The following is a 21,736-nucleotide window of genomic DNA, read 5'->3' as shown; positions in this document are numbered from 1 at the left end:
GGCGGCACCCATGTCGAGGGTTGGCACCGATGTTCGGGGGCGGCCGCCGTCACAGCGACTGCACAAACCGCTCCATCCGATTGAGTCCCTCAGCGAGCGTCTCCATCGAGACCGCGTAAGAGATGCGCACGTGCCCTTCACCAAGGTCGGAAAACGCGCTCCCGGGAACGACAGCCACCCGGCCTTTGTCCAACAACTGCACCGCGAACTCAAACGATGGGATGCCAAACTGGGCGATGGACGGAAAGACGTAGAACGCGCCGCTCGGGCGGGTCAGCGGGAGGCCCATTTTCTCCAGACGGCTGCACACGTAGTCGCGGCGCTCCCGGTACACCTCGCGCATCGGCAGCGCGTCGTCCATCCCGCCTGTGAGTGCTTCGAGCGCAGCGGCCTGGCTGACGCTGCTCGCGCAGGTCGCGTTGTACTGGTGCACCTTCAACATCTGCTCTGTGATGCAGCGCGGTGCGAACGTGAAACCAATCCGCCACCCGGTCATCGCGTGTGACTTCGAGAGCCCGTTGACGACGATGGTCTGCTCGCGCATGCCCGGCAGTGCCGCGATGGAGTGGTGGGGGCCGTCGTACACCAGTTCGCTGTAAATCTCATCTGAGATCACGAACAGCGGCCGGCCCCGCAGCACGTCGGCGAGCTCCGCCAGCTGTGCCGCTGACAGGACGCAGCCGGTTGGATTCGACGGGTAGGGCAGAATCACGCACCGCGTCCGCGGTGTGATGGCCCGCGACAGTTGGTCGGCGGTGAGGATGAAGCCGGTCTCGCGTGTGTCGATGTACACCGGTGTACAGCCCGCCATGCGAATGAGCGGTTCGTAGGCAGGGTACACAGGGCCAGGCAGCACCACCTCACACCCGGGTTCGAGCAGGGTGCGCAGCGCGATGTCAATCGCCTCGCTGACGCCGTTGGTCGTGATGACCTCGTCCTCGGCCCGGTATGTCAGTCCGTACTTGTGCTCGATGAACGCGCACGCCGCCTGTCGCAGCGCAAGCGTACCCGCGTTGTGGGTGTAGGTCGTGGCGTCGTTGTCAATCGCGCGCTTGGCGGCTTCCTTGACATGCTGCGGTGTGGGAAAGTCCGGCTGACCGATGGTCAGGGATATGGACCCGGGGTATTGCGGCAGCAGGTTGAACAAGCGCCTGATTCCGGAGATTTGGATGCTTCTTACCGCCGGATTCAGGAGGGCGCTGAGGCGTGGTGTGGTATCGGGCACGTCGGTTCGCTCCTTGCGCATGGGATGTGGCGGGCGCCATTCATCAGGGCGTGCTGTGATTGGGACGGGGCCCGCCGTCATCGTGATCATACCACGGTCGGCGGAAGGATGCGGCCTGGATGCTGCCAGCCTCCATCGGTGTTATACTATTTTTGATTGTGACATACCAAACAGGCTGGACGGCGCCGCCGGGACAGCGACAGACGCGGCCCGACTGCCGAGGAGTGACGGGAATGGACAGGGAACTGGCATTAGAAATTGTGCGCGTAACGGAGGCGGCAGCGTTGAGTTGCGCGCGTTGGATGGGGCGCGGGCAAAAGGTGGAGGCGGATGAAGCTGCAACCACCGCGATGCGCCGGATGTTCGACACGGTGCAGATGGATGGAACCGTGGTGATTGGCGAAGGTGAGATGGACGAGGCGCCGATGCTCTACATTGGTGAGAAATTGGGAACTGGGCACGCGCCGCAGGTCGATGTGGCGGTTGATCCGCTGGAGGGCACCAACATTCTCGCCAAGGGCTTGTGGAACGCCATGGCCGTCGTCGCCGTAGCGCCTGCTGGGTCGCTGCTGCATGCGCCGGACATGTATATGGAGAAGATCGCGGTTGGCCCTGAGGCACGGGGGGCAGTTGACTTGGACGCGCCGATCGTTGATAATTTACAAGCAGTCGCTAAAGCACTGGACAAAGACGTATCCGACGTGGTGGCTGTGATTCTCGACCGCCCACGCCACGCGCACATCATTGAACAGGTGCGGGCTGCGGGCGCGCGCATCAAGCTGATCAGCGACGGAGACGTCGCCGCGGCGTTGAACACGGCATTTCCGGGCACAGGTGTTGACATTCTGTTCGGTACAGGCGGCGCACCGGAAGGCGTTCTGGCCGCTGCGGCTCTGAAGTGCCTTGGCGGAGAACTGCAAGCCCGCCTCGTCCCGGAAGACGACGCACAACGAGAACGGTGCCTGGCCATGGGTATCCGGGATGTCAACAAAGTTCTCCACATGGATGACCTCGTCAAAGGTGACGATGCCATTTTTGCAGCGACGGGTGTAACGGACGGCGAACTTCTGCGAGGCGTGCGATTTCTCAGCAAGTCGCGCGGCACGACACACTCCATCGTCATGCGCGCCAAAACAGGGACCGTTCGACTGATAGAAGCCACACATGATTTGTCCCGCAAATCCATTCTCTAATCCGAATATGTTAGACAGTACCCCTCAATCATCTATATGAATCTGGGCCAATCAGAAACATCCGGCATAGAATAGGTTTGGAACGGGCAAACATGTAAATACGGGGTACGGCAGGTGAAATCGCTGTCGTACCCGAGAATGTGAGGGACGCGTATTTGGACATTCGTGATTTAGAAGCAATGCGGTTGACGGACCTCTATAAATATGCGAAAGAGTTCCAGATTCCGTACTACGGAAACATGAAAAAAAGAGAGTTAATCTTCGCGATTCTCAAGGCGCAGGCGGAAAAAGACGGACTCATGTTCGCCGAAGGCGTTCTGGAGACCATGAACGAAGGGTACGGATTTCTTCGTCCCGTAGGGTACCTGCCGAGTGCAGAGGACATCTACGTGGCAGCGTCGCAAATCCGGCGATTTGACCTTCGGACAGGGGACCTTGTATCCGGCAAGGTTCGTGCGCCAAAGGAAAATGAGCGCTACTTTGGCCTGCTGCACGTTGAGGCCGTCAATGGTGTCAGTCCCGAAGTGGCGGCCGAACGATTGCACTTCCCGGCGCTGACCCCGTTGTTCCCGGACAAGCGGATGGTGCTCGAGACAACCCCGGAGAGAATCGCCACGCGCATTATGGACTTGTTTGCGCCCGTTGGTTTTGGTCAGCGCGGTCTGCTCGTTGCGCCTCCGAAAGCTGGCAAGACCATGCTGCTGAAGGAAATTGCGCACAGCGTGGCAACCAACTACCCGGAAGCTGACTTGTTTGTGCTGCTCATTGACGAACGTCCGGAAGAAGTCACCGACATGCAGCGTTCGGTCCGCGGTGAAGTCATTGCGTCCACGTTTGACGAAGTGCCGGAAAACCACATCAAGGTCGCCGAACTCGTCCTCGAACGAGCGCTCCGCTTGGTGGAGCACAAGCGTGACGTGGTGATTTTGCTGGACAGCATCACCCGCTTGGCGCGGGCCTACAACCTCGTCGTACCGCCCAGTGGGAGGACGCTGTCAGGGGGTATCGATCCGGCAGCATTCCACCGCCCGAAACGCTTTTTCGGTGCCGCGCGCAACGTCGAGGAAGGCGGCAGCCTGACCATCCTGGCCACCGCACTCATCGACACCGGTTCGCGTATGGACGACGTGATCTACGAAGAGTTCAAGGGGACAGGCAACCTGGAATTGCACCTCGATCGGCGGTTGGCCGAGAAGCGTGTGTTCCCGTCCATCGACATCCGCCGGTCGGGAACGCGGCGTGAGGAAGCGCTCATGAAGAAGGATGAGCTTGAGAAGGTCTGGGCGATTCGCAAGTCCATGGGGGATAACCAGGACTTCACGGAATTGTTTATCCGCAAATTCAAACACTATAAGACGAATGAAGAATTCCTCGCCAGTTTGGAACTTCACAAGGAATCCAAAGAACGGAAGGCTTGAACATGAAACAACAAAGGAAGGGTCAGAAACGGGCCGCTCGCAAGACGCCCCCTTTCGGACAACCTTATCCTCGATTGCTGTATGCCGATGCGCGCGGTCAGGTCATGAATCACGACCGCTTGTTCCCGGCGGCGCGCACGGGTGCGTGGCTGACGGAAGTGGAAGCGGCAGAATGGATTCCGCTTCCCGAGGGCGCCACTTTGGCATGGCTGCCGGGGACCCGTGCCATCGGTGTCGACCCGGATACGGGCGAGATGGTTTCGCTTGGGGAAGACGCCTATGCCGTCGGCGCCCTGTTGCCGCAGGGCTTTACTCGGCTGCTGTTGCCGGGGTATGTCAAACGCCGCTCCGATCCACCCGTAACATTGCCGTTGTTCGGCTACACGGCGGTGGGATGGGTCGACGGAGGATTTGTGGTCGCGGCGCATGCCACTGCCGATCCTGAGCCGTGGAATCCGGCCCGGGTGCGCGACGACGAGATTCGCGCCGCGGTCACGAACATGTTGGAGGCGCATCCGGAGAATCGTCTGTTTCAGCACCTGTCAGGCTGCGCGCTTGAATACGGCTGCTTGACGGCGAAGAATACGTTTCTTGGGCGTTTTGAAGGAGCCTTGCCGGTGTCCTCGACGTGCAACGCAGGGTGTGTGGGGTGTATTTCAGAACAGCCGGAAGACGCGCCGTTCCCGTCCCCGCAGACTCGTCTGCAGTTCACCCCGTCTGTCGATGAGATGGTCGATGTGATGTTGACGCACATTCGCAACAATCCCCAGGGCGTCATCAGCTTTGGGCAAGGTTGCGAGGGAGAGCCTGCCACACGGTGGCCGCACATCGTACAGGCCATTCGAAGGGTTCGGGAAGCGACGTCCGATGGGTTGATCAACATCAACACGAATGCTGGCATGACCAAAGGCATCCAGGCGATGGTCGACGCTGGGCTCGATTTAATGCGGGTCAGTACGATCAGTGCGCTGGAGGCGCATTACAACGCCTACTACAAGCCTCGCGGGTATACCTTGCAGGATGTGGCGGACTCCCTGAAGTATGCTCGTCTGCACGGGGTTTACACGTCCATCAACTACCTCGTGTTTCCCGGTGTAACCGACCGTGAGGAGGAAGTGGAGGCCATGGTTGAATTTCTCCGGGAAACAGGCGTCTGCCTGGTACAGATGCGCAACTTGAACATCGACCCGGAGTATTACCTCGAGCGCATTCCCGCACAGCAGGGAGAACTGCTCGGAATGGCGCAAGTCATTGAGATTTTGAAAGCAGAGTGCCCTGGGCTGGAGGTTGGCTCGTACACCCTCGCGCCGCCCCACGGATGGCCCAGACGGGCCGCCGTGAGACAGTCGCAAGTCGAAACTCAGCTATGAAGTTGAGACGAAACGTAAAAAACAGGTTTTACGCGGGGTCGCTTGGGGCTGTTGTGACATCGAACCAGTCTGGCCATTCTGGATCGGCGGATGGTGTGACCGGCGCTGTGGTCGGTGCGGCATTGGCGGTCGCAGCAAGGGTTGTCGTGCTGTTGGGTAAGACATTCGCCATGATGGGCGTGCAAAATCCAATCAGACTCAGACTGACACAAGTGACGATGAAAACTTTTTTCATGATGATGGGCCCTCCCCCAAGAAGTGGTTTCTGTATTTCTGTAGACATCTTACGTGCAGGTCCCAAATGACTCAATGATGGGCAGAAAATCTTATGATTGTTTTGGAGAATTTGGGTAGATTTTCAACAGCGCTGGCTGTGAATGGACGATGTGTGCATTCCGGCGTGACATTTTCATCGACGCGTGGTATACTAATGCGCAGTGTCTTATGATCTGTTTGAAGTGAGGTGAAATCCAATGAAGGCTGCGATCCATCCGGACTATCATAAAACCACCGTCACGTGTGCCTGCGGGGAGACGTTTGAGACGGGTTCCGTAAAGGAAAATCTTCGTGTCGAAATTTGCTCCAAGTGCCACCCATTCTTCACGGGTAAGCAGAAGTTTGTGGATACAGGCGGTCGTGTCGATCGCTTTAACAAGAAATACGGTCTGAAGCAAGCAGAGTAGCCTGGTCTCGGTTCTGTTCCAAGCAGGTTGTTTCAGGATGCGGCCGCGTGTCCGAAGCAGAGCGAAACAGATGCCGATTCCGACGCTGCGGTGCAAAAGCAGGAGCCTGGCGGAGGATGCCAGGCTCTTTGCGTAGGGCCAAGTGCTGAGACAGTACGACAACCTCATAAGGGGGTGTACGACATGTTCGATCGACTGGAATCCACCCTGGCGCGCTACAACCAGTTGTCTGAGTGGTTGTGCGATCCGGCCGTGATCAGCGACCCGGCGAAACTCCGCGACTATTCCAAGGAGCAGGCGGAACTGGCGGACACGGTGGAGGCCTACAAGCAGTATAAGCAAGTCACGCAGCAACTTCAGGAAGCGAAACAGATGCTGCAGGAGAAATTGGACGACGAGATGCGCGAGCTGGTAAAGGCGGAGATCGACGAGTTGGTCGAGGCAGAGGAGCGCTTGCAAAGTGAACTGCAACGGCTGCTCTTGCCGCGTGACCCAAACGACGACAAAAACGTCTTTCTGGAGGTGCGCGGTGCTGCAGGTGGAGACGAAGCGGCACTGTTTGCGTCCCAGTTATTGCGCATGTACATGCGGTACGCCGAGCGGCATAACTGGAAGACGGAGGTCATTGACGCGCACTACACAGACATCGGGGGATTGAAGGAAGCCACGCTGTCGATTCAGGGGAAAGGCGCTTACAGCAAGCTGAAGTATGAGAGCGGCACACATCGAGTGCAGCGTGTTCCGGTGACCGAATCTGGCGGACGCATTCACACCTCCACTGCCACCGTTGCGGTGTTGCCGGAAGTCGAAGACATTCAAGTTGAAATCAACGAAAAGGACATTCGCATCGATACCTTTTGTTCGACGGGGCCGGGCGGACAAAGTGTCAATACCACCCAGTCGGCGGTGCGCATCACCCACTTGCCCACCGGGATCGTTGTCTCATGCCAGGACGAAAAGTCCCAGTTGAAGAACCGCGACAAAGCGATGCGGGTGCTGCGGGCCAGGCTGTACGAGAAGTACGAGATGGAGCAGCAACAGGAACTTGCGGCACAGCGGAAAGGGCAGGTCGGAACGGGCGATCGGAGCGAGCGCATCCGCACCTACAACTTCCCGCAGAGCCGGGTGACGGACCATCGGATTGGCTTGACGCTGCATCGGATTGAGTCGATTCTGGATGGCGATCTCGACGAAATCATCAACGCTCTTTCGGTCGCCGAGCAAACGGAACGTCTGGCGGAAGCGGTGGAGGCGTAACGTGAACGAACGCGAAACATCCTATCCATTTCGAACCACGGGGGAAGCCTTGGCCTGGGCTTCTTCTTTTTTGCAGCGGGACGCAGATCCGGTGACCGACCCAGTGCGGGCACGCGCCGAGGCAGAGACCCTGCTGCTGCACGTCACGGGCTTGACCAGGACGCAGCTCGTCGTGTCGCTTCGTGAAGGGCTAAAACCCAGTGCGGCGGAGCAATTGGCTGCGCTGGTTCACCGCCGCGCCGCAGGGGAGCCGCTGCAATACCTGACGGGACAGGCTGGATTTTACGGCCGACTCTTTCGTGTGCGTCCGGGCTGCCTCATACCGCGCCCAGAAACCGAGGTGCTGGCCGCCGCGGCCGTTTCGTGGATCCGCGCCCATCTGCCCGCTGCACAGGTGCTGGACTTTGGCTGCGGCAGCGGTGCTTTAGCGATCACGATTGCCCTCGAGTGCCCGGATGCTGTCGTCACGGCGGTCGACCTCTCCGAAGATGCGGCAGCCATTGCGGCTGAGAATGCGGCAGCCTTACAGGCATCGGTCGCCATTCACGTCGGCGACGGGTTCGTGTGGCTGCAACACCATCCCATCCAGGTCCTGGTGAGCAATCCGCCCTACATCCCCACCGGGGATTTGCCCGGGTTAGCCGTCGAGGTGCGCGGCCACGAACCCCGTTTGGCGCTGGATGGAGGGCCGGATGGCCTAGCCTACTACCGGCGCTTTGCGGCACTGGGAGACGGCGCATTCCTGGACGGGCCTGCGGCGTGGTTCATGGAGGTTGGATTTGACCAGGCGGTTCAGGTGAAGCGCCTCTTCACCGAAGATTATGCCCATCTGTGGCAGGGATGGCGGTTCTCGGTGCTGGACGACCTGCGCGGGGTTCCGCGCGTCGTCACCGGGGAGCGCAGCAAATCTCACGATTGAAGGTTTAAACCTATCATCTCCTGGCGAGACTGTTGCTAGAGATGGTAGGAGGTCGATAGAATGGTTGCGAAACGGTTGGCCGTGTTGGTGATGGCAGCAGTCTGCGTGGTCGGCATCGGGCGCATGATGGCGGCGCACGCGCAAAACAAGGCACAAGCGTCGAACGCGGACGCCGCCTTGTACAATGTCGCCGAGCCGCACGATACCCCCATTCCGAGCGAGGCGCTGCGGCTTCGCATCATCGCCAACAGCGACCGTTCGAGCGACCAGGCTGTGAAGCTGGACGTGCGCAACGCCGTGGTCGTGCAGGTTGCACAGTGGCTGAAAGGCGCCAAGAGCGAAGCACAGGCGAAGCAAATCGTGATTGACCATGAACCGCAGATTGAAGCGCTGGCGACGAAAGTGGTTCGCCAGCACGGTTTTACATATGCAGTCCGCACGGATGTCGGCAAGGTGCCGTTCCCGACCAAAATTTACGGCAATCAAGTATATCCGGCTGGAGAGTATGAGGCGCTTCGCATCACCCTCGGATCCGGCCAGGGGCAAAACTGGTGGTGTGTGCTGTTCCCGCCCCTCTGCTTCGTCGACATCGCGGACGGGGACGCCGTGCCGAACACCGGCGGATTCCCCGACCTGCCGCCGCTGGAGACGATTGAAGTGCCGGGATCGGACGGGCAGCCCACTCAGGTTCAGGTGCGGCTCGCGTCAGTCGACTACGGCGAGGAATTGTGGCACGCCATCGAGCGCGTGTTGTAGGTTCATTGCAGGTTCATGCAGAGCAGGTTCATGCAGAGAGATGGGGTGGCGAGATGCAGATTTGGCACAATCAGCCCAGTGAGATTCGGGCCGCAGCGGCGGTGTTGCGCGCTGGCGGCCTTGTTGCATTTCCGACGGAGACAGTGTACGGGCTTGGCGCAAATGCGTGGCTGGAAGGGGCGGTGCGAAAGGTGTTCGCCGCCAAGGGGCGCCCGGCCGACAACCCGTTAATCGTCCACGTCCCGGGGATAAGGTGGCTGGACGGGGTCGTGTCCAACGTGGCCGCGTTACCGGAGCCGGTCCGCCGCGCGATGGCCGCATTCTGGCCGGGCCCCCTCACCCTGCTGATGCCCGCTCATGCGCGGTTGGCGCCTTCTGTGCACCCGAACCTGACGATGGTGGGGGTTCGCGTGCCCGACCACCCGCTGGCGCTGGCGCTGCTGGAGGCCGCGGGCTGTCCCGTGGCGGCACCGAGTGCGAACCAGTCCGGGAAACCGAGTCCGACGACAGCCGGCGACGTCATGGAGGACATGGCGGAGCGAATCGACGGCGTGATCGACGGGGGGCCTTGTCCAATCGGCGTGGAGTCGACCGTGGTGGCCATCGGACGAGACCAGGCCACGATTTATCGGCCAGGCGGTGTATCGAAGGAGGCGCTCGAGGAGGTGCTGGGAATTCCGGTGGCGCTGGACCGTCACCTGCTGCTGCGCCACGCGGACGGCGGGGCGCCGAGCGCCGGGCGGCCGGGGGGCGTCGGGCCGTCGGGGGGCGTCGGGCCGTCGGGGGGCGTCGGGCCGTCGGGGGGCATGGGGCAGCCCCTGGCGCCCGGGATGAAATATCGCCACTATGCGCCGAACGCAGCGGTCACCGTGTGGACAGGGGAGAAGGCGCGGGTGACAGACGTGATCCGCACCTTCGCCGCCGATCCCGGCCGCGCACCGGTCGCCATCATCGCGCCGAACCGCGTGCGTCCGGAAGCTGTTCGACTCGCACTGACGGACACCGAGCCGGCGGGCCAGGCAGCCGGCGGACGTGGCGCCGAGCGCGAGCCGCGGGAACGAGCCGGAACTGGGGCTGGCGTAGAAGGCGAACTGGCGGACGGGCGTACGCGCCCAGTCGATTGGTGGCCAGATCCCGGCGAGTCTTACGTCGAGTCGCTCAGCCGCAATTTGTACAGGCTGTTGCGGGCGTTTGACCGGTGCGGCGCGAAGTCCATTGCGGTGGCAGGCGTTCCGCCGGAAGGTCTCGGGCTGGCGGTGATGAATCGGCTCGAAAAGGCTTCCGAAGGCAGGGTCTATCGCGTGTGAGTTGCCGTGGGCTTGCGGCGGTTTGAGGTGCGCCTGAGGTATGCCAGTTGCGGCGGCCTAAGGCAGCAAAGGCGCCTTAAGTCGGATGGTCCGGCTGTGCCGGACCCCCAATTAGGCAGGAAAGGTTCCCAAAGCGGCGGGCCGCTCACCAGCTTGCGGCGGCCTAAGGCAGCAAAGGCGCCCTAAGTCGAATGGTCCGGCGGTGCCGGATCCCCAATTAGGCAGGAAAGGTTCCCAAAGCGGCGGGCCGCTCACCAGCTTGCGGCAGCCTAAGGTAGCAAAGGCGCCCTAAGTCGAATGGTCCGGCTGTGCCGGACCCCCATTTGGGAAGGAAAGGTTCCCAAAGGGGCGGTCCGCTCACCGGCCTGCGGCGGCCTAAGGCAGCAAAGGCGCCTTAAGTCGGATGGTCCGGCTGTGCCGGACCCCCAATTAGGCAGGAAAGGTTCCTAAAGCGGGGCCGCAATTCCTCCACCGCAATTCCCCACCCCCATTCCCCACCCCCATCCCTACTCCCCATCCATCCACTACGCTTGGACATTTTCTTGTGGACGAGTGCATAGGTTTGAGGGTGACGAGGGGGGAGCGCGTTTGTTCAACCACGTGCACGACGGACTGGAAATCATGATGATGGCAATCGCACTGGGCATGGATGCGTTCTCTCTCGCGATCGGGCTGGGTTTGCACGGTGTCACCCGGCAGCGGGCGCTTCGGCTCGCGGTGTACATCGGCTTTTTTCATGTAGCTTTGACGCTGGCAGGCTTATGGGCGGGTGTGATTCTGCAAGGGATGTTGGGCAAGGTCGCGCAGTGGTTCAGTGGGGCATTGTTGGTCGGCTTGGGGCTGCACATGGTTTATGCAAGCTTGTACCACAATGACTCAAAAGAGCAGGCACCGCTTGGTGCCACTGCCGTTGGAGGGGTGTTGTTTGCTGGCGGCGTGTCGATTGACGCGTTGTCTGTCGGGTTCAGTCTGGGCCTTCGCAGCGCGGCGTACGGCATCGTCGCTGCACTCGCGTTCGGCGTGGTGGCGACCATCATGTGTGTGCTGGGTATCCTTGTCGGCAAGCGTGCGAACAAGCTCACCGGTACATATGGTGAACTGCTGGGCGCTGCAATTCTCATCGGATACGGGTTGCACTTCATCTGTACCTAGCATGCCGCTTGACTGCGGCCGTCACCCGGGCACTCGTCCTGCGCCCTCAGCTTGGCTGTGCAGATCCCGGCGCCGTCCTCCAAGCTTTGGTCATCCGCAGGTGCGTTCGCTCCGGTGCATCTGCCGGTACACCATTGCATGCACAAAATTCCCCCGGATATACTGGAACCAGGCAGCATCCATGTCATTGTCACATCCTGAGGCGGGGAGGTGTCCGCGTTGCGCATTTTGTTTGTCTGCACAGGGAACACCTGCCGCAGCCCAATGGCGGCGCTCATCACCAAGTCCAGGCTGAAAGCGCGCGGTTTGCCTTGGTCTGTCAAGTCGGCGGGGGTGAGCGCGGTTGCTGGCGTCCCGATTTCCCCCGAAGCGGCGGCCGCTCTGGAGCGGCGCAGCATCGAGGTCGACCACGTATCGCAGCCATTGGACGAGAAACTGGTATCAGAGGCGGACATCATTCTCACGATGACCGCCGGCCACAGGCAGCATGTGATTCGTCAATTCCCACAGGCTGCGGACAAAACGTTCGAACTTCTTCGTTATATTTCCGATGAGGGGAGCCAATCGTCCGCAGGCTGTGATATTGTAGATCCATTCGGTGGAACGGCCGAAGATTACGAAACCTGTGCGCGAAAACTGGAAGAGGCGATTGATGTGCTTCTCAACAAGCTGGAGGCGAACGCCGAGATCGACCGGTTGACGTCGCGCGATGACCAGGCGTAGCGGCCCGTCGTCCGACCGCAGGGCTCGGTGTGATGGGCCGGGCGGGGGCTGCGGCGAGATTGAAGATGAGGTGTTGAAGCATGAAAGTAGCCATCGGGTCTGACCACGCTGGCTTGCGGTTAAAGAACGCGATGGTGGAGACGTTGAAGGAGCTCGGTGTCACGTATGACGACTTCGGAACCTATGACGAATCCTCCGTGGACTATCCGGATTATGGGCTGAAGGTTGCACAGGCGGTTGCGAGCGGCGCGTACGATCGCGGCGTGCTGATTTGCGGCAGCGGCCTTGGGATGTGCATCACGGCCAACAAGGTGCCGGGCATCCGCGCAGTCACCGCGCACGATGTGTACTCCGCCGAGATGTCGCGCCGCCACAACGACGCGAACGTCCTGACGATGGGGGAGCGGGTCGTTGGCGTCGGGGTGGCTGAACAGGTGCTCAAGGTCTGGCTGGCTGCCGAGTTCGAAGGGGGCCGGCATGCCCGGCGGGTGGACAAGATGAACCAGCTCGACCGCAAACGCTCGCCGGCGGACGTAGCAGCCGATTTGGCGGGTGGCGCCGGATGCTGAAGGCAGATCCAGCGGCAGTTCGCAGCGCCTTGCAAACGTGCCTCTCGGATTTGCACACGGCCGCCCACCTGTCGCGCGGCCGCCTGTTGGTCGTCGGCGCTTCCACCAGCGAAATTGCGGGTGAGCGCATTGGTACCGCGACGTCGGGGGAACTGGGCCGGGTGGTCGTGGAAACGGTGCTCGACTTCTGCGCGTCCACCGGGTGTGATGCGGCGTTTCAGTGCTGCGAGCACCTGAATCGCGCACTGGTCGTCTCGCGCGGCCTGGCGGCGCAGAAAGGCTGGCGAGAGGTCAGCGCAGTGCCGGTCATGGGCGCAGGCGGCGCCGTGGCGGCCCACGCTTTTTTCGCGTTGCCGAACGCTTGCCTGGTGGAGCGGATTGAAGCGGACGCTGGCATCGATATCGGCGATACATTGATTGGGATGCACTTGAAGCCGGTCGCGGTCCCGGTGCGCGGGACGTTGACGCAAGTGGGTGCGGCGCATGTGGTGATGGCGCGGACGCGTCCGCCGTTGATTGGCGGATCGCGCGCGGTCTACGACCCTGAGGAAGCAAAGCGGCGGTTGGGGTTGCAATAGAAGAACGCACCAAGTGGTGCGCGATTGGGGGAGCAGGAGATGCCAAATTTGGGTGCGTGGGATGCAGAAGTCGCCAACGCTATGGAACAGGAACTGAACCGGCAGCGGGACAAGATTGAGCTCATCGCGTCGGAGAACTTCGTCAGCCGCGCCGTGATGGAAGCGATGGGCAGCGTGCTGACCAACAAGTACGCGGAAGGGTACCCGGGCCGGCGCTACTACGGCGGCTGCGAATACGTGGATATCGTGGAAAACATCGCGCGCGACCGCGTGAAACAATTGTTCGGCGCGGAGCACGCCAACGTCCAGCCCCATTCCGGTGCGCAGGCGAACATGGCCGTGTACTTCTCCGTCTTGCGGCCCGGCGATACGGTGCTCGGCATGAACCTTGCGCATGGCGGTCATCTGACGCACGGCAGTCCAGTGAATTTCTCCGGGCAGCTTTATAATTTCGTCGCGTATGGCGTAGACGAAGCCTCGCACACGATCAACTACGACGAGGTGTTGCGCATCGCCAAGGAGCACCGCCCCAAGATGCTTGTGGCGGGGGCGAGTGCCTATCCGCGGATCATTGACTTCGAACGCATGCGCGCGATTGCCGACGAGGTCGGTGCGTATTTGTTCGTCGACATGGCGCACATCGCTGGGCTCGTCGCAGCGGGCCTGCATCCGTCGCCGATTCCGCATGCGCATTTCACGACCTCCACCACGCACAAGACCCTGCGCGGTCCGCGCGGCGGCCTGATTCTGACGACCCAGGAGTTCGCGAAAGCCGTGGACAAGGCGATTTTTCCGGGCGTGCAGGGCGGGCCGCTCATGCATGTCATCGCCGGCAAAGCCGTCGCTTTCGGCGAAGCGCTCAAGCCCGAGTTTCAGGACTATGCCAGGCGCATCATCGACAACGCAAAGGCGCTCGCTTCCGCGCTGACCGATCGCGGCTTCCAGCTTGTCTCTGGCGGCACCGACAATCACCTGCTGCTCATCGACGTGCGCAACTTCGGCCTCACGGGCAAAGAGGCCGAACGGCGGCTCGACGAGATCGGCGTGACGGTGAACAAGAACGCCATTCCGTTCGATCCGGCCGGTCCCATGGTGACCAGCGGCATCCGCGTGGGGACGCCGGCGATTACGTCGCGCGGCATGGACACGGATGCGATGGTCGAGATCGCGGAGATTTTTGCACTGACGCTGTCCTCCGAGTTGACCGAAGCGAACGCTGCAGAGGCGCGCCGCCGCGTACAGGCACTGACCGACCGCTTCCCGCTGTACGAAGACCTGACGTACGTCGGATAATTCGAAACGCGTCGACGGCGCTGTATCGGTTCCGTATTCCAGTACATGGAAAACCTGTGTTCGGTGAAGGGAGAGGGTGCTCGTTGACAACGGTCGAAACGGCAGCGGTGGATCAATCATTTTCAGCGGCGAGGGAGACCATCGAGTCGCTTCGCCGCCAGATTGGGGCGCGCTTGTTCGGGGTCGAGCACGCCGTGGACGCCTTGCTCATCGCACTCATGGCACGCGGCCACATCCTGCTGGAGGATGTGCCAGGTGTCGGAAAAACGGAGCTGGCAAAGCAGTTCGCGGCGAGCCTCGGACTGTCGTTTCGCCGCATTCAGTGTACCCCGGACTTGATGCCCGCCGATGTTCTTGGCGGGCTCGTATTTCACCCGAAGGATGGGGAGTTTCATCTGAGAAAGGGCCCCATCTTCGCGAATTTGCTGCTGGTCGATGAATTGAATCGGGCCCTGCCGAGAACGCAGTCCGCGCTGCTCGAGGCCATGGCGGAAGGCCACGTGACACTGGATGGGGAAACCCTGCCGCTGCCTGAACCCTTTTTGGTCATCGCCACGCAGAACCCCATCGAATCCCAAGGCGTCTTTCCACTGCCGGAAGCGCAGGTCGACCGCTTCCTCCTGCGCACGAAATTGGGCTATCCACCGGTTGAACAGGATACGCGGCTGCTGCGGCTCCACTTGCAGCTGGATGCGGCGGCGGGCGATTCTGATGCGCCGTCCAAACCGGCAGATGCACCGCTGAACCCCGCGGCGCTTGACGCGCTTTATCAGGCGGTGGCCCGGGTGCAGGTGCACGAAGACATCCTCACGTATATTTCCAGGCTGGTTCAAGCGACGCGCAGTCACCCCGACGTTGAAATTGGGGCGAGTCCACGGGCGATGGTCATGCTTGCGGCCGCTGCGCGTGCGCATGCCGTGTTGGCGCATCGAACCTTTGTCATTCCCGACGATGTCCAGCAGGTCATCGCGTCCGTGTTCCTCCACAGGCTGGTGTTTCAGGGACATATGGAGTTCTCCGGTACAGACCCGGAAGCATGGCTGAAGCAGCTGGTTGAATCCGTGGAGGTTCCGATTGAGCGTGACATCGTATGACGGCGCTGTGTCTGCTCGCCTTCTTCTGCATGGTCGGCGTCATGGTGGGATGGCATCAGGTGTGGAAGCGTGTGGTTGCGCCGCAGGTGGAGGCCGAACTTGAAGCAGACGTTCGCTCGCTGCCCTATGGTGAGTCGGCGTGTGTCACCGTGAAGGTCAAAAACCACGCCTGGCTGCCCGCGCCTATGGTCAGGTGCGCTATCGACCTGCCCGCGGGGCTGTCCTTGCGGGATGCGGCGAAATCGGCCGCTCAGTCTGCCCGTGTGCCGGAGGGAAACATCTCCCTGGCGGTTTCGCTTCGACCGCGGGAAATGGTGAAGGCGTCCTACCAGGTTTACGGTGTTGCGCGCGGTACGTACCGCGTCACCACGCTCACGCTGACACTTTCCGATGGGCTGCTATCGGCCGGTGAAGCGCGTAAGCTGGATGCCTTTGTGTCGTTCGTAGTGCATCCCAAGAAGGGGCGTGCGCCCCGCGTCACGGAGCACATGACGCGGCTTGGCGCGGTTCCTTCGTCGAGAAGGCGCATTCCCACATCGCTCGACTGGGTGGACGTCAGGCCCTACCAGTTTGGTGACTCTGTCCGGGACATTGCCTGGTTACTCAGTGCCAGGCGGAATGAACTGATTGTGGTGGACCGAGCGTCTTCCTTCGCCAACGACGCCATCGTCGTCGTCAGCGCACAAGTGGACCGTGACTACTGGGCAGCGGATGCGGGGACGGTCGACCGAGTCTGTGAAGCAGCATATGCCATCATTGAGCAGCTGATTCGACAAGGGACGACGGTTCGACTCTACACAAATACAGCGCTTCAAGGCAAAACCAGCAGCAAGCGGCATCACCTGATGACCCTGTCCGGTCGCTGGTCCGCGAAGCAGGACATGGCGCTCGGGCATGCGCTTGGCGCCATTCCAGTGTTTTCAAACGCGCGTCTCGAACAGGTGCTGCAGGAGGTTGCGCGGGAGGCGGTGGGCCCATGTCCAATCAAAGTTGTGACCGCGTACTGGGACGACGCCATCGATATGCAGGTCCAGCGCTTGAGACGGCGCGGGCACAGCGTAGAGGTACACGCGCTCCAGCCAATCGCAGCCGCTGAAGCAGGCCGCCCGGTGAACGCCCAGGAGGGAACGCCATGAGATCGTCGCGACCGCTCAACGTGGCCGGGCTGGCCGCGGACAGTGGGATTTCTGCCGCCATCGTGTTTGGCCTGAGTTGTCTGTTCACGGGACATGCCGACGCCTGGATGCTGGGGGTCACCGCACTCGCTGCGCTGGCTGTGAGCGGGGCTGTGATGGCCGCGGCTCCGTCGATGGTCGATCACACCGCTGCGCCGCGGAGAAGCAGCGGCGTCGCATTGGCAGCCTTCGTCATTATCACGGTCGTTTTCGGCATCGTCAGCACGTGGATAGCGGGTCCCGCCGGTTTGGCGGCGGGCTGTCTGGGTTGGGCTTTGTTCGTCGTGCGGCGCATTCGGGACGTTCGCGGGTACGCGGATGTCGATACCCCTGACCGCCGCATGCTGTGGGACGCGGTCATGATTGTTGCAGCTTGGCTGATTCTGCTGGCCGCGACGCATGCCATGGCCAATGGAGCCGCCATCCGAACCCTGGATATGGGCGTGTTCGTGGCGGCCTTCTTCTTCCGGATGATGGAGATGCGCATGGGGCAAGTCCAAGCGGCCATCGCAGCCGGCGTTTACCAGCCGGCGGGATTTGGCTGGCGCGTCTACGGCATGGCTGGCGGCCTCGCAGCCGCCTTTGCGCTCATGTACCTGTTTCCGTCGCTTCGCCTTGTTATTCTGGTCGTCCTCCTGGCCGCAATCGTGATCTACGGACTTTCACGGCGATCCGCACTTTTCAGCATCCTGGTGACCCTTGGCACGCTGTCCGCCTTTGCAGTTTTCCTGTTTGTCCTTTCGAAGATGGTGCACCTTCCGAAGCACAAGGGGGCCATGCACTCGCTGTCCACAGGCAAGCCCAATCGGCCGACGCATCTGGTGGACGTCCCTCATGTGATGCATGTCCCGGACTACTTCTGGGTCGGGGGCATCGGGCTTTGCATGGGGGTGCTGTTGTGGTGGCTGCTGACGCAAAAAAGGGCGCTCGGTGAAGCAGCCTCTGCAGAAGAGGCCCCGAAGCTGGAGCGCGTGCGACTGCCCGCGCGAAGAAGGCGCCTGCCGCAGGCCGCCACCGTGCTCGGCAACTTGCTGCTCGGCTTCCTGCGCGAAATGACCCAAAAAGGATACCCCTTGCAGCCGGGTGAAACCGTTCGGACATACGCAGAAAGAGTGGCAGCTGCGGGTGCCCTGCCCGATCGCGACGCAGCGCACGTCCTGCATCAGTTTATCCACGCCTATGAAGCGGAACGCTACGGCCATCAACCCGTTTCTGCGAAAAACGCCAACACCTTTGCGCGCTTGTTCCACCGCTTTGGGCTCATGGGCAAGCGCGAATTGCGGACATTCAAGAAGCCCTTGAGCTCTAAGACAAAGTACGAGTAGCTGGAGCAGACCCAATCCACAGGGACGAATCAACGAAGAGCGGGGTTGTTTGTCCCATAGGCCGCCATCAGCTCTTCGCGGCTCATCCACACGAGCTTCACTTCCAGCGACTGCCGTCCTTCTCGGAGCCGCCGGAACCCCTCGGGGTGGTACATGCCCATGAGGAACCGCATATAAGCCTGCAGCCTGCGTTTTTCGGATGTGTCGGGGAGTGGCTCGACGTGAAATCCAAGAAGATCGATACCGCGATGAATCAACGTGAATGCCGTGAGGGCTCGCACGTCGCGGTACCGCTCGTCGTCTCGGAGCAATGCGGCGACGTCGGTCAGACCGCGCTTGGCGTCGCGAAGGCCCCGAATCAAAGCGCGGTTGTCCTTGGCATTGGAGAGCTGGAGGAGTGTAAGGTTCTGGAAGTGCAGGTCCAGCACGGGGGCGCCGTCGTACAGGACGGTGATTCCATCCTTGTTCAACCGCTCGCCATGATGCCACACGGCCGGGCTGATACGAAACATGTCGTTGACATCGGTGACGTGATACAGCCTGGTGAACAGCGCCTCCACAGGCTGCCAGCAAAAAATCAGCCCGCGGCGCCACAATGGATAAGCGTTGAACAAATCGCGGGGATTCCATTGGGTCCGGGCAGGGACATCGAGGTTGGCGCCATGGTTGGCGCCATCGCGTAATGGCATCCAGGCTCGCTCCTTTCCTAGGGCGCATTGGACAGGCCCCTGAATTCAACAGCCCTGGGCGCGCCGCCCTGACGCGGCTGGGCGTGCCCGCTGCGCCTGCTGCGAGGTACCCGCTGCGCCGCCGCTGGCTAACACGCGCGCTGACTACACGCCGGCGGGGCCAGGGCCGCCGGGGCCGCTGCGGCGATTTCGGGACGGACGCATGGATTCCGCGTTCCCGGTGCTGGTGCTGGTGCTGGCGTCGCTGGCGATGCCGCTGCTTGTGTCGGCGCCGCCTTCGCTGTCGGGGTGGGTGCGGCGCAACGACCGGGACCCTCGACTGCCCGTGGCGTCGATCGGCAGAATCATGTACAGGAGGCCCATACACAAAATCACGCCAGCGCTGACCCAAAACGGCGCCGATGTGCCCGCGGCGTCCCAGACAAGGCCGCCGATGTAGGGGCCCGCGGCCGATCCGATGCCTTCAACAGTCATAAATACGCCCCACAGGGTGCCTTTCTTGTCTGCATCAATCGAATGGTCGAGCACGAAATTCCACGCAGGCAGAATAAACGCGTAGCTGAGTCCAAGCACACACACCGTCACATAGGTCAGCGGCAGGGTATGGTGCAGCGGGTACAAGCCGAGCACCACGCCGGCGAGCACAAAGCCGCCAACCAGAAACCGGCGCGGGCCGTAGCGGTCGACCAGTTTGCCAGCCGGGATCAACAGTGCCACCGTCAGCACACCGCCGGCCACCAGAATCGTGCTGTAGGCAGCGCCGCTGATGCGCAGGACGAGCTTGGCGTAGAGGGAGAGAATCGGGATGAGCGAGGCCACGGCGAACGTCTGCGCAAACATGCCCGGAAACAGGAACGCGACCTCCCGCACATTCTGCCAGAGGCGCCGCCAGTAAATGGCGGTCCGCCGCTGCGACCGGAGCGCACGCTGCGCATCAGCCTTGCGGTTGGCGTCCCGGGTGTCCGCCGCTGCGGGCTGCGGCCGGCCGGTGAACAAAATCGCCAGCAGCAGTGCCAGGCCGAGAATGAACAGCAGCAGCCAGAACGCGAGGACATACGTGCGCCCAATCACAAAGTTGATGAGCACCGGCCCGAGTCCCGCGCCCACCAGCCAAAAAATGTACAGGTAGCCCATGAAGGCAGCGCGTTTGTGTTCTGGCGCCGCGATTCCGATGGCCGACATCGCCGCTGGCCAAACGGGGGTCACACCTGCGCCGTAACAAGCGGCAGCGGCGAGCAGCATGCGCACCGTGTGGACGTTCATCATCCAGTACACGGAGGCCAGTGCAATGGTGAAGCCGGCGATGAGCACGGGCCGCTGCCCAAAGCGATCGGCAAGCCATCCAGCCGGCGACCGCAGCAAGGTATCGACGGCGTACTGGATGGAGAGCGCCAGCGCGGTCCACTCGACCGCAAACAGCAGCACGGTCCGGCCGTACGTCGGCAGCAGGCTGAGGGTCAACGCGCCGCGGACGAATTCCGACAGCGCGAGGCAGGCCAGTACGGTGAACAGAAACGGCTGAAACAGTTCCGGTTCCAGCCAGCGGAATCGCTTGCGGCCCGTGCCGCCGTGACCCGTGCGGTCGTGATCGGTGCCGGCTTGACCGTGGCTGGGACCGTTTGTATCGGTATGCAGATGGACGTTGGTATCGGTCCTCTGATTCAAATCCATCAGGCAGTCATCCTTTTGGAGAAAGTCGTTTTCGATGATCGCGGGCGCACGCGCGCTCCCGGCGCTTGCCGCCGCCTGCTGCTGCCGCGGTTCACGACCCCTGTTCGCTCGCCGCGCGGTAGCCCGCCGCGGAAGGGCGGCGTGCCAGTGTCACAAGTCCATCCACGATTTCCGCGGCGGCGTGCAGCTTGCGAATGCGAGCCGTCCGCTGGCGCATGAGGAGGCGCCGGCCCGGGTTGTGAATCAGCAAATCGTACAGGTGGTGGACGACTTCTTCACGGTTGCGCGCCAACAGCGCCGCGCCTGACTTACAGAGGAAGGCCGCATTCTGGACCTCCTGCCCTGGAATGGGCCGATACAGCACCATCGGCAGCTGGACGGCGAGCGCCTCGGAAATGGTCAGCCCGCCAGCCTTGGTCAACATCACATCGGACAAGTGCATCAACTCGTGAATGGCTTCCACGAAGCCAAACACATGCACCGACGTCGATGCGTCCCGGGCGAGCTCGTCCAGCTGCACCTTCATGCGCTCATTCTTTCCCGTGACCACCAGCACCTGCAGCGGGTATTTTGAATGAAACAACTCGTCGCAGATGGCGTAAATGTCGCCAAGCACCCCGTATGCGCCGCCCATGATGAGCACCGTGGGGATGGACGAATCCAATCCGTATTTTTGCGCCAGAGCCTCGCGGTCATAGGACAGGGCGAACGCGGGCCGAATCGGGATTCCCGTGACTTTTACGCGATTGGCCGGAATGCCGCGGCGCACAAGCCCGTTTTTGACACGTTGGGAGCCGACGAAATACAGGTCCGTATGAGGGTGAATCCACTGGCTGTGGACGGCGTGATCGGTGATCGCGGTGGCCAACGGCACCTGGATGCGCCCTTGTTCCTTCAGGAAGGACGCCACGCCAGCGGGGGTCGGGAACGTGGACAGAATCACGTCCGGCTGATACGTTCGAATCTGGCGTTCGAGCGCGTGCAGGCCGATGGAATTCAACTGCCGCTGAATCAGGGAGGTTGGTGGAATTTGCATGGTGCCGCGATAAAACAGTCCGTATAATGCGGGCGCATAACGGACACTCGTCAAGTAACAGTACTTCGCCACGGAGTCCAGCATCGGATGCACCGCGCGGATGTAGTCGATGATTTGAATGTCCGTCTCCGGACTGATCGCAGACATGGCGCCCTGTACAGCGACCGCAGCCTGCTGGTGTCCTTCTCCATAAGAAGCCGACAAAATCAGAAGCCTGGAAACGGCGGGCACCGTGTACACCTCGCGTTCTCAGTCAACCTCTGTGGCCCACATTGTACCACAGGCGGTTCTGCTATAATGGCT

The 21,736-nt window shown here is 61.5% G+C and carries 21 protein-coding genes; 16 read left to right on the top strand and 5 right to left on the bottom strand.

The genetic code is table 11. From position 1 onward, the window contains the following. Positions 1 to 49: 49 nt before the first annotated feature. Positions 50 to 1,225, bottom strand: coding sequence for an aminotransferase A (locus tag JI721_RS05770; protein WP_274457109.1), 1,176 nt, complete (start codon positions 1,223 to 1,225; stop codon positions 50 to 52). A 233-nt stretch (positions 1,226 to 1,458) separates the two neighbouring features. Here JI721_RS05770 and glpX point away from each other — a divergent pair, with 233 nt between their 5' ends. From glpX to JI721_RS05755, 3 genes are all read left to right on the top strand, one after another. Beyond that, positions 1,459 to 2,418, top strand: coding sequence for a class II fructose-bisphosphatase (gene glpX / locus JI721_RS05765; protein ID WP_274457108.1), 960 nt, complete (start codon positions 1,459 to 1,461; stop codon positions 2,416 to 2,418). A gap of 179 nt (positions 2,419 to 2,597) precedes the next feature. Next, positions 2,598 to 3,836: a transcription termination factor Rho gene (gene rho, locus JI721_RS05760; protein ID WP_274457701.1), complete on the top strand. Its 1,239-nt coding sequence runs from the start codon at positions 2,598 to 2,600 to the stop codon at positions 3,834 to 3,836. Positions 3,837 to 3,940: 104 nt separating this feature from the next. Next, a complete protein-coding gene (locus JI721_RS05755) occupies positions 3,941 to 5,206 on the top strand; it encodes a radical SAM protein (protein ID WP_274457699.1) in 1,266 nt (421 codons plus the stop codon). 28 nt (positions 5,207 to 5,234) lie between these two features. On the opposite strand, the gene JI721_RS05750 is transcribed toward JI721_RS05755, so the two are convergent. Beyond that, entirely contained in the window at positions 5,235 to 5,441 is a 207-nt protein-coding gene (locus JI721_RS05750) for a hypothetical protein (RefSeq protein ID WP_274457107.1), read from the bottom strand. Between the two features lie 238 nt (positions 5,442 to 5,679). On the opposite strand from JI721_RS05750, the gene rpmE reads away from it, so the two are divergent. From rpmE to JI721_RS05685, 13 genes are all read left to right on the top strand, one after another. Further along, entirely contained in the window at positions 5,680 to 5,889 is a 210-nt protein-coding gene (gene rpmE, locus JI721_RS05745) for a 50S ribosomal protein L31 (RefSeq protein WP_274457106.1), read from the top strand. 183 nt (positions 5,890 to 6,072) lie between these two features. Beyond that, complete coding sequence (gene prfA / locus JI721_RS05740) at positions 6,073 to 7,146, top strand: peptide chain release factor 1 (RefSeq protein ID WP_274457105.1); 1,074 nt, start codon at positions 6,073 to 6,075, stop codon at positions 7,144 to 7,146. Position 7,147: 1 nt separating this feature from the next. Then, on the top strand, positions 7,148 to 8,065 hold the full coding sequence (gene prmC / locus JI721_RS05735) for a peptide chain release factor N(5)-glutamine methyltransferase (protein WP_274457103.1): 918 nt from the start codon (positions 7,148 to 7,150) through the stop codon (positions 8,063 to 8,065). A gap of 60 nt (positions 8,066 to 8,125) precedes the next feature. After that, positions 8,126 to 8,821: a stage II sporulation protein R gene (spoIIR, locus tag JI721_RS05730; RefSeq protein ID WP_274457102.1), complete on the top strand. Its 696-nt coding sequence runs from the start codon at positions 8,126 to 8,128 to the stop codon at positions 8,819 to 8,821. A 53-nt stretch (positions 8,822 to 8,874) separates the two neighbouring features. After that, the gene (locus JI721_RS05725; RefSeq protein WP_274457100.1) at positions 8,875 to 10,128 is read left to right on the top strand and encodes an L-threonylcarbamoyladenylate synthase; all 1,254 of its coding nucleotides are present in this window, start codon (positions 8,875 to 8,877) and stop codon (positions 10,126 to 10,128) included. Positions 10,129 to 10,716: 588 nt separating this feature from the next. Continuing rightward, complete coding sequence (locus JI721_RS05720) at positions 10,717 to 11,280, top strand: manganese efflux pump MntP (RefSeq protein WP_274457099.1); 564 nt, start codon at positions 10,717 to 10,719, stop codon at positions 11,278 to 11,280. A gap of 219 nt (positions 11,281 to 11,499) precedes the next feature. Then, positions 11,500 to 12,003: a low molecular weight protein arginine phosphatase gene (locus JI721_RS05715; protein ID WP_274457098.1), complete on the top strand. Its 504-nt coding sequence runs from the start codon at positions 11,500 to 11,502 to the stop codon at positions 12,001 to 12,003. Positions 12,004 to 12,083: 80 nt separating this feature from the next. Next, the gene (gene rpiB, locus JI721_RS05710; RefSeq protein WP_274457097.1) at positions 12,084 to 12,572 is read left to right on the top strand and encodes a ribose 5-phosphate isomerase B; all 489 of its coding nucleotides are present in this window, start codon (positions 12,084 to 12,086) and stop codon (positions 12,570 to 12,572) included. Next, on the top strand, positions 12,566 to 13,150 hold the full coding sequence (locus JI721_RS05705) for a TIGR01440 family protein (RefSeq protein WP_274457096.1): 585 nt from the start codon (positions 12,566 to 12,568) through the stop codon (positions 13,148 to 13,150). Before rpiB ends, JI721_RS05705 begins: the two co-directional genes overlap by 7 nt. A gap of 39 nt (positions 13,151 to 13,189) precedes the next feature. Continuing rightward, positions 13,190 to 14,443 (top strand): serine hydroxymethyltransferase, encoded by a 1,254-nt coding sequence (locus JI721_RS05700; protein WP_274457095.1) that lies wholly within the window; start codon positions 13,190 to 13,192, stop codon positions 14,441 to 14,443. An 83-nt stretch (positions 14,444 to 14,526) separates the two neighbouring features. Then, positions 14,527 to 15,537 carry an AAA family ATPase gene (locus tag JI721_RS05695; protein ID WP_274457094.1) on the top strand — a complete coding sequence of 337 codons (1,011 nt, stop codon included), beginning with the start codon at positions 14,527 to 14,529 and terminating at the stop codon, positions 15,535 to 15,537. Then, a complete protein-coding gene (locus JI721_RS05690) occupies positions 15,534 to 16,673 on the top strand; it encodes a DUF58 domain-containing protein (protein ID WP_274457093.1) in 1,140 nt (379 codons plus the stop codon). Before JI721_RS05695 ends, JI721_RS05690 begins: the two co-directional genes overlap by 4 nt. Continuing rightward, complete coding sequence (locus tag JI721_RS05685; protein ID WP_274457092.1) at positions 16,670 to 18,037, top strand: DUF4129 domain-containing protein; 1,368 nt, start codon at positions 16,670 to 16,672, stop codon at positions 18,035 to 18,037. The genes JI721_RS05690 and JI721_RS05685 overlap by 4 nt, the downstream gene beginning before the upstream one ends. A 29-nt stretch (positions 18,038 to 18,066) precedes the next feature. Here the strand turns inward: JI721_RS05685 and JI721_RS05680 are convergent, their stop codons facing one another. From JI721_RS05680 to JI721_RS05670, 3 genes are all read right to left on the bottom strand, one after another. Continuing rightward, positions 18,067 to 18,726 carry a YkoP family protein gene (locus JI721_RS05680; RefSeq protein WP_274457091.1) on the bottom strand — a complete coding sequence of 220 codons (660 nt, stop codon included), beginning with the start codon at positions 18,724 to 18,726 and terminating at the stop codon, positions 18,067 to 18,069. A 144-nt stretch (positions 18,727 to 18,870) separates the two neighbouring features. Continuing rightward, positions 18,871 to 20,397, bottom strand: coding sequence for an MFS transporter (locus tag JI721_RS05675; protein ID WP_274457090.1), 1,527 nt, complete (start codon positions 20,395 to 20,397; stop codon positions 18,871 to 18,873). 91 nt (positions 20,398 to 20,488) lie between these two features. After that, positions 20,489 to 21,664, bottom strand: coding sequence for an MGDG synthase family glycosyltransferase (locus tag JI721_RS05670; RefSeq protein ID WP_274457089.1), 1,176 nt, complete (start codon positions 21,662 to 21,664; stop codon positions 20,489 to 20,491). Positions 21,665 to 21,736: the final 72 nt, after the last annotated feature.

Origin of the sequence: Alicyclobacillus cycloheptanicus, assembly GCF_028751525.1 — a bacterium.
Lineage (GTDB): Bacteria > Bacillota > Bacilli > Alicyclobacillales > Alicyclobacillaceae > Alicyclobacillus_L > Alicyclobacillus_L cycloheptanicus.
The sequence above is the reverse complement of the archived record's forward strand: the minus strand, read 5'-3'. Positions and strand labels throughout refer to the sequence as shown.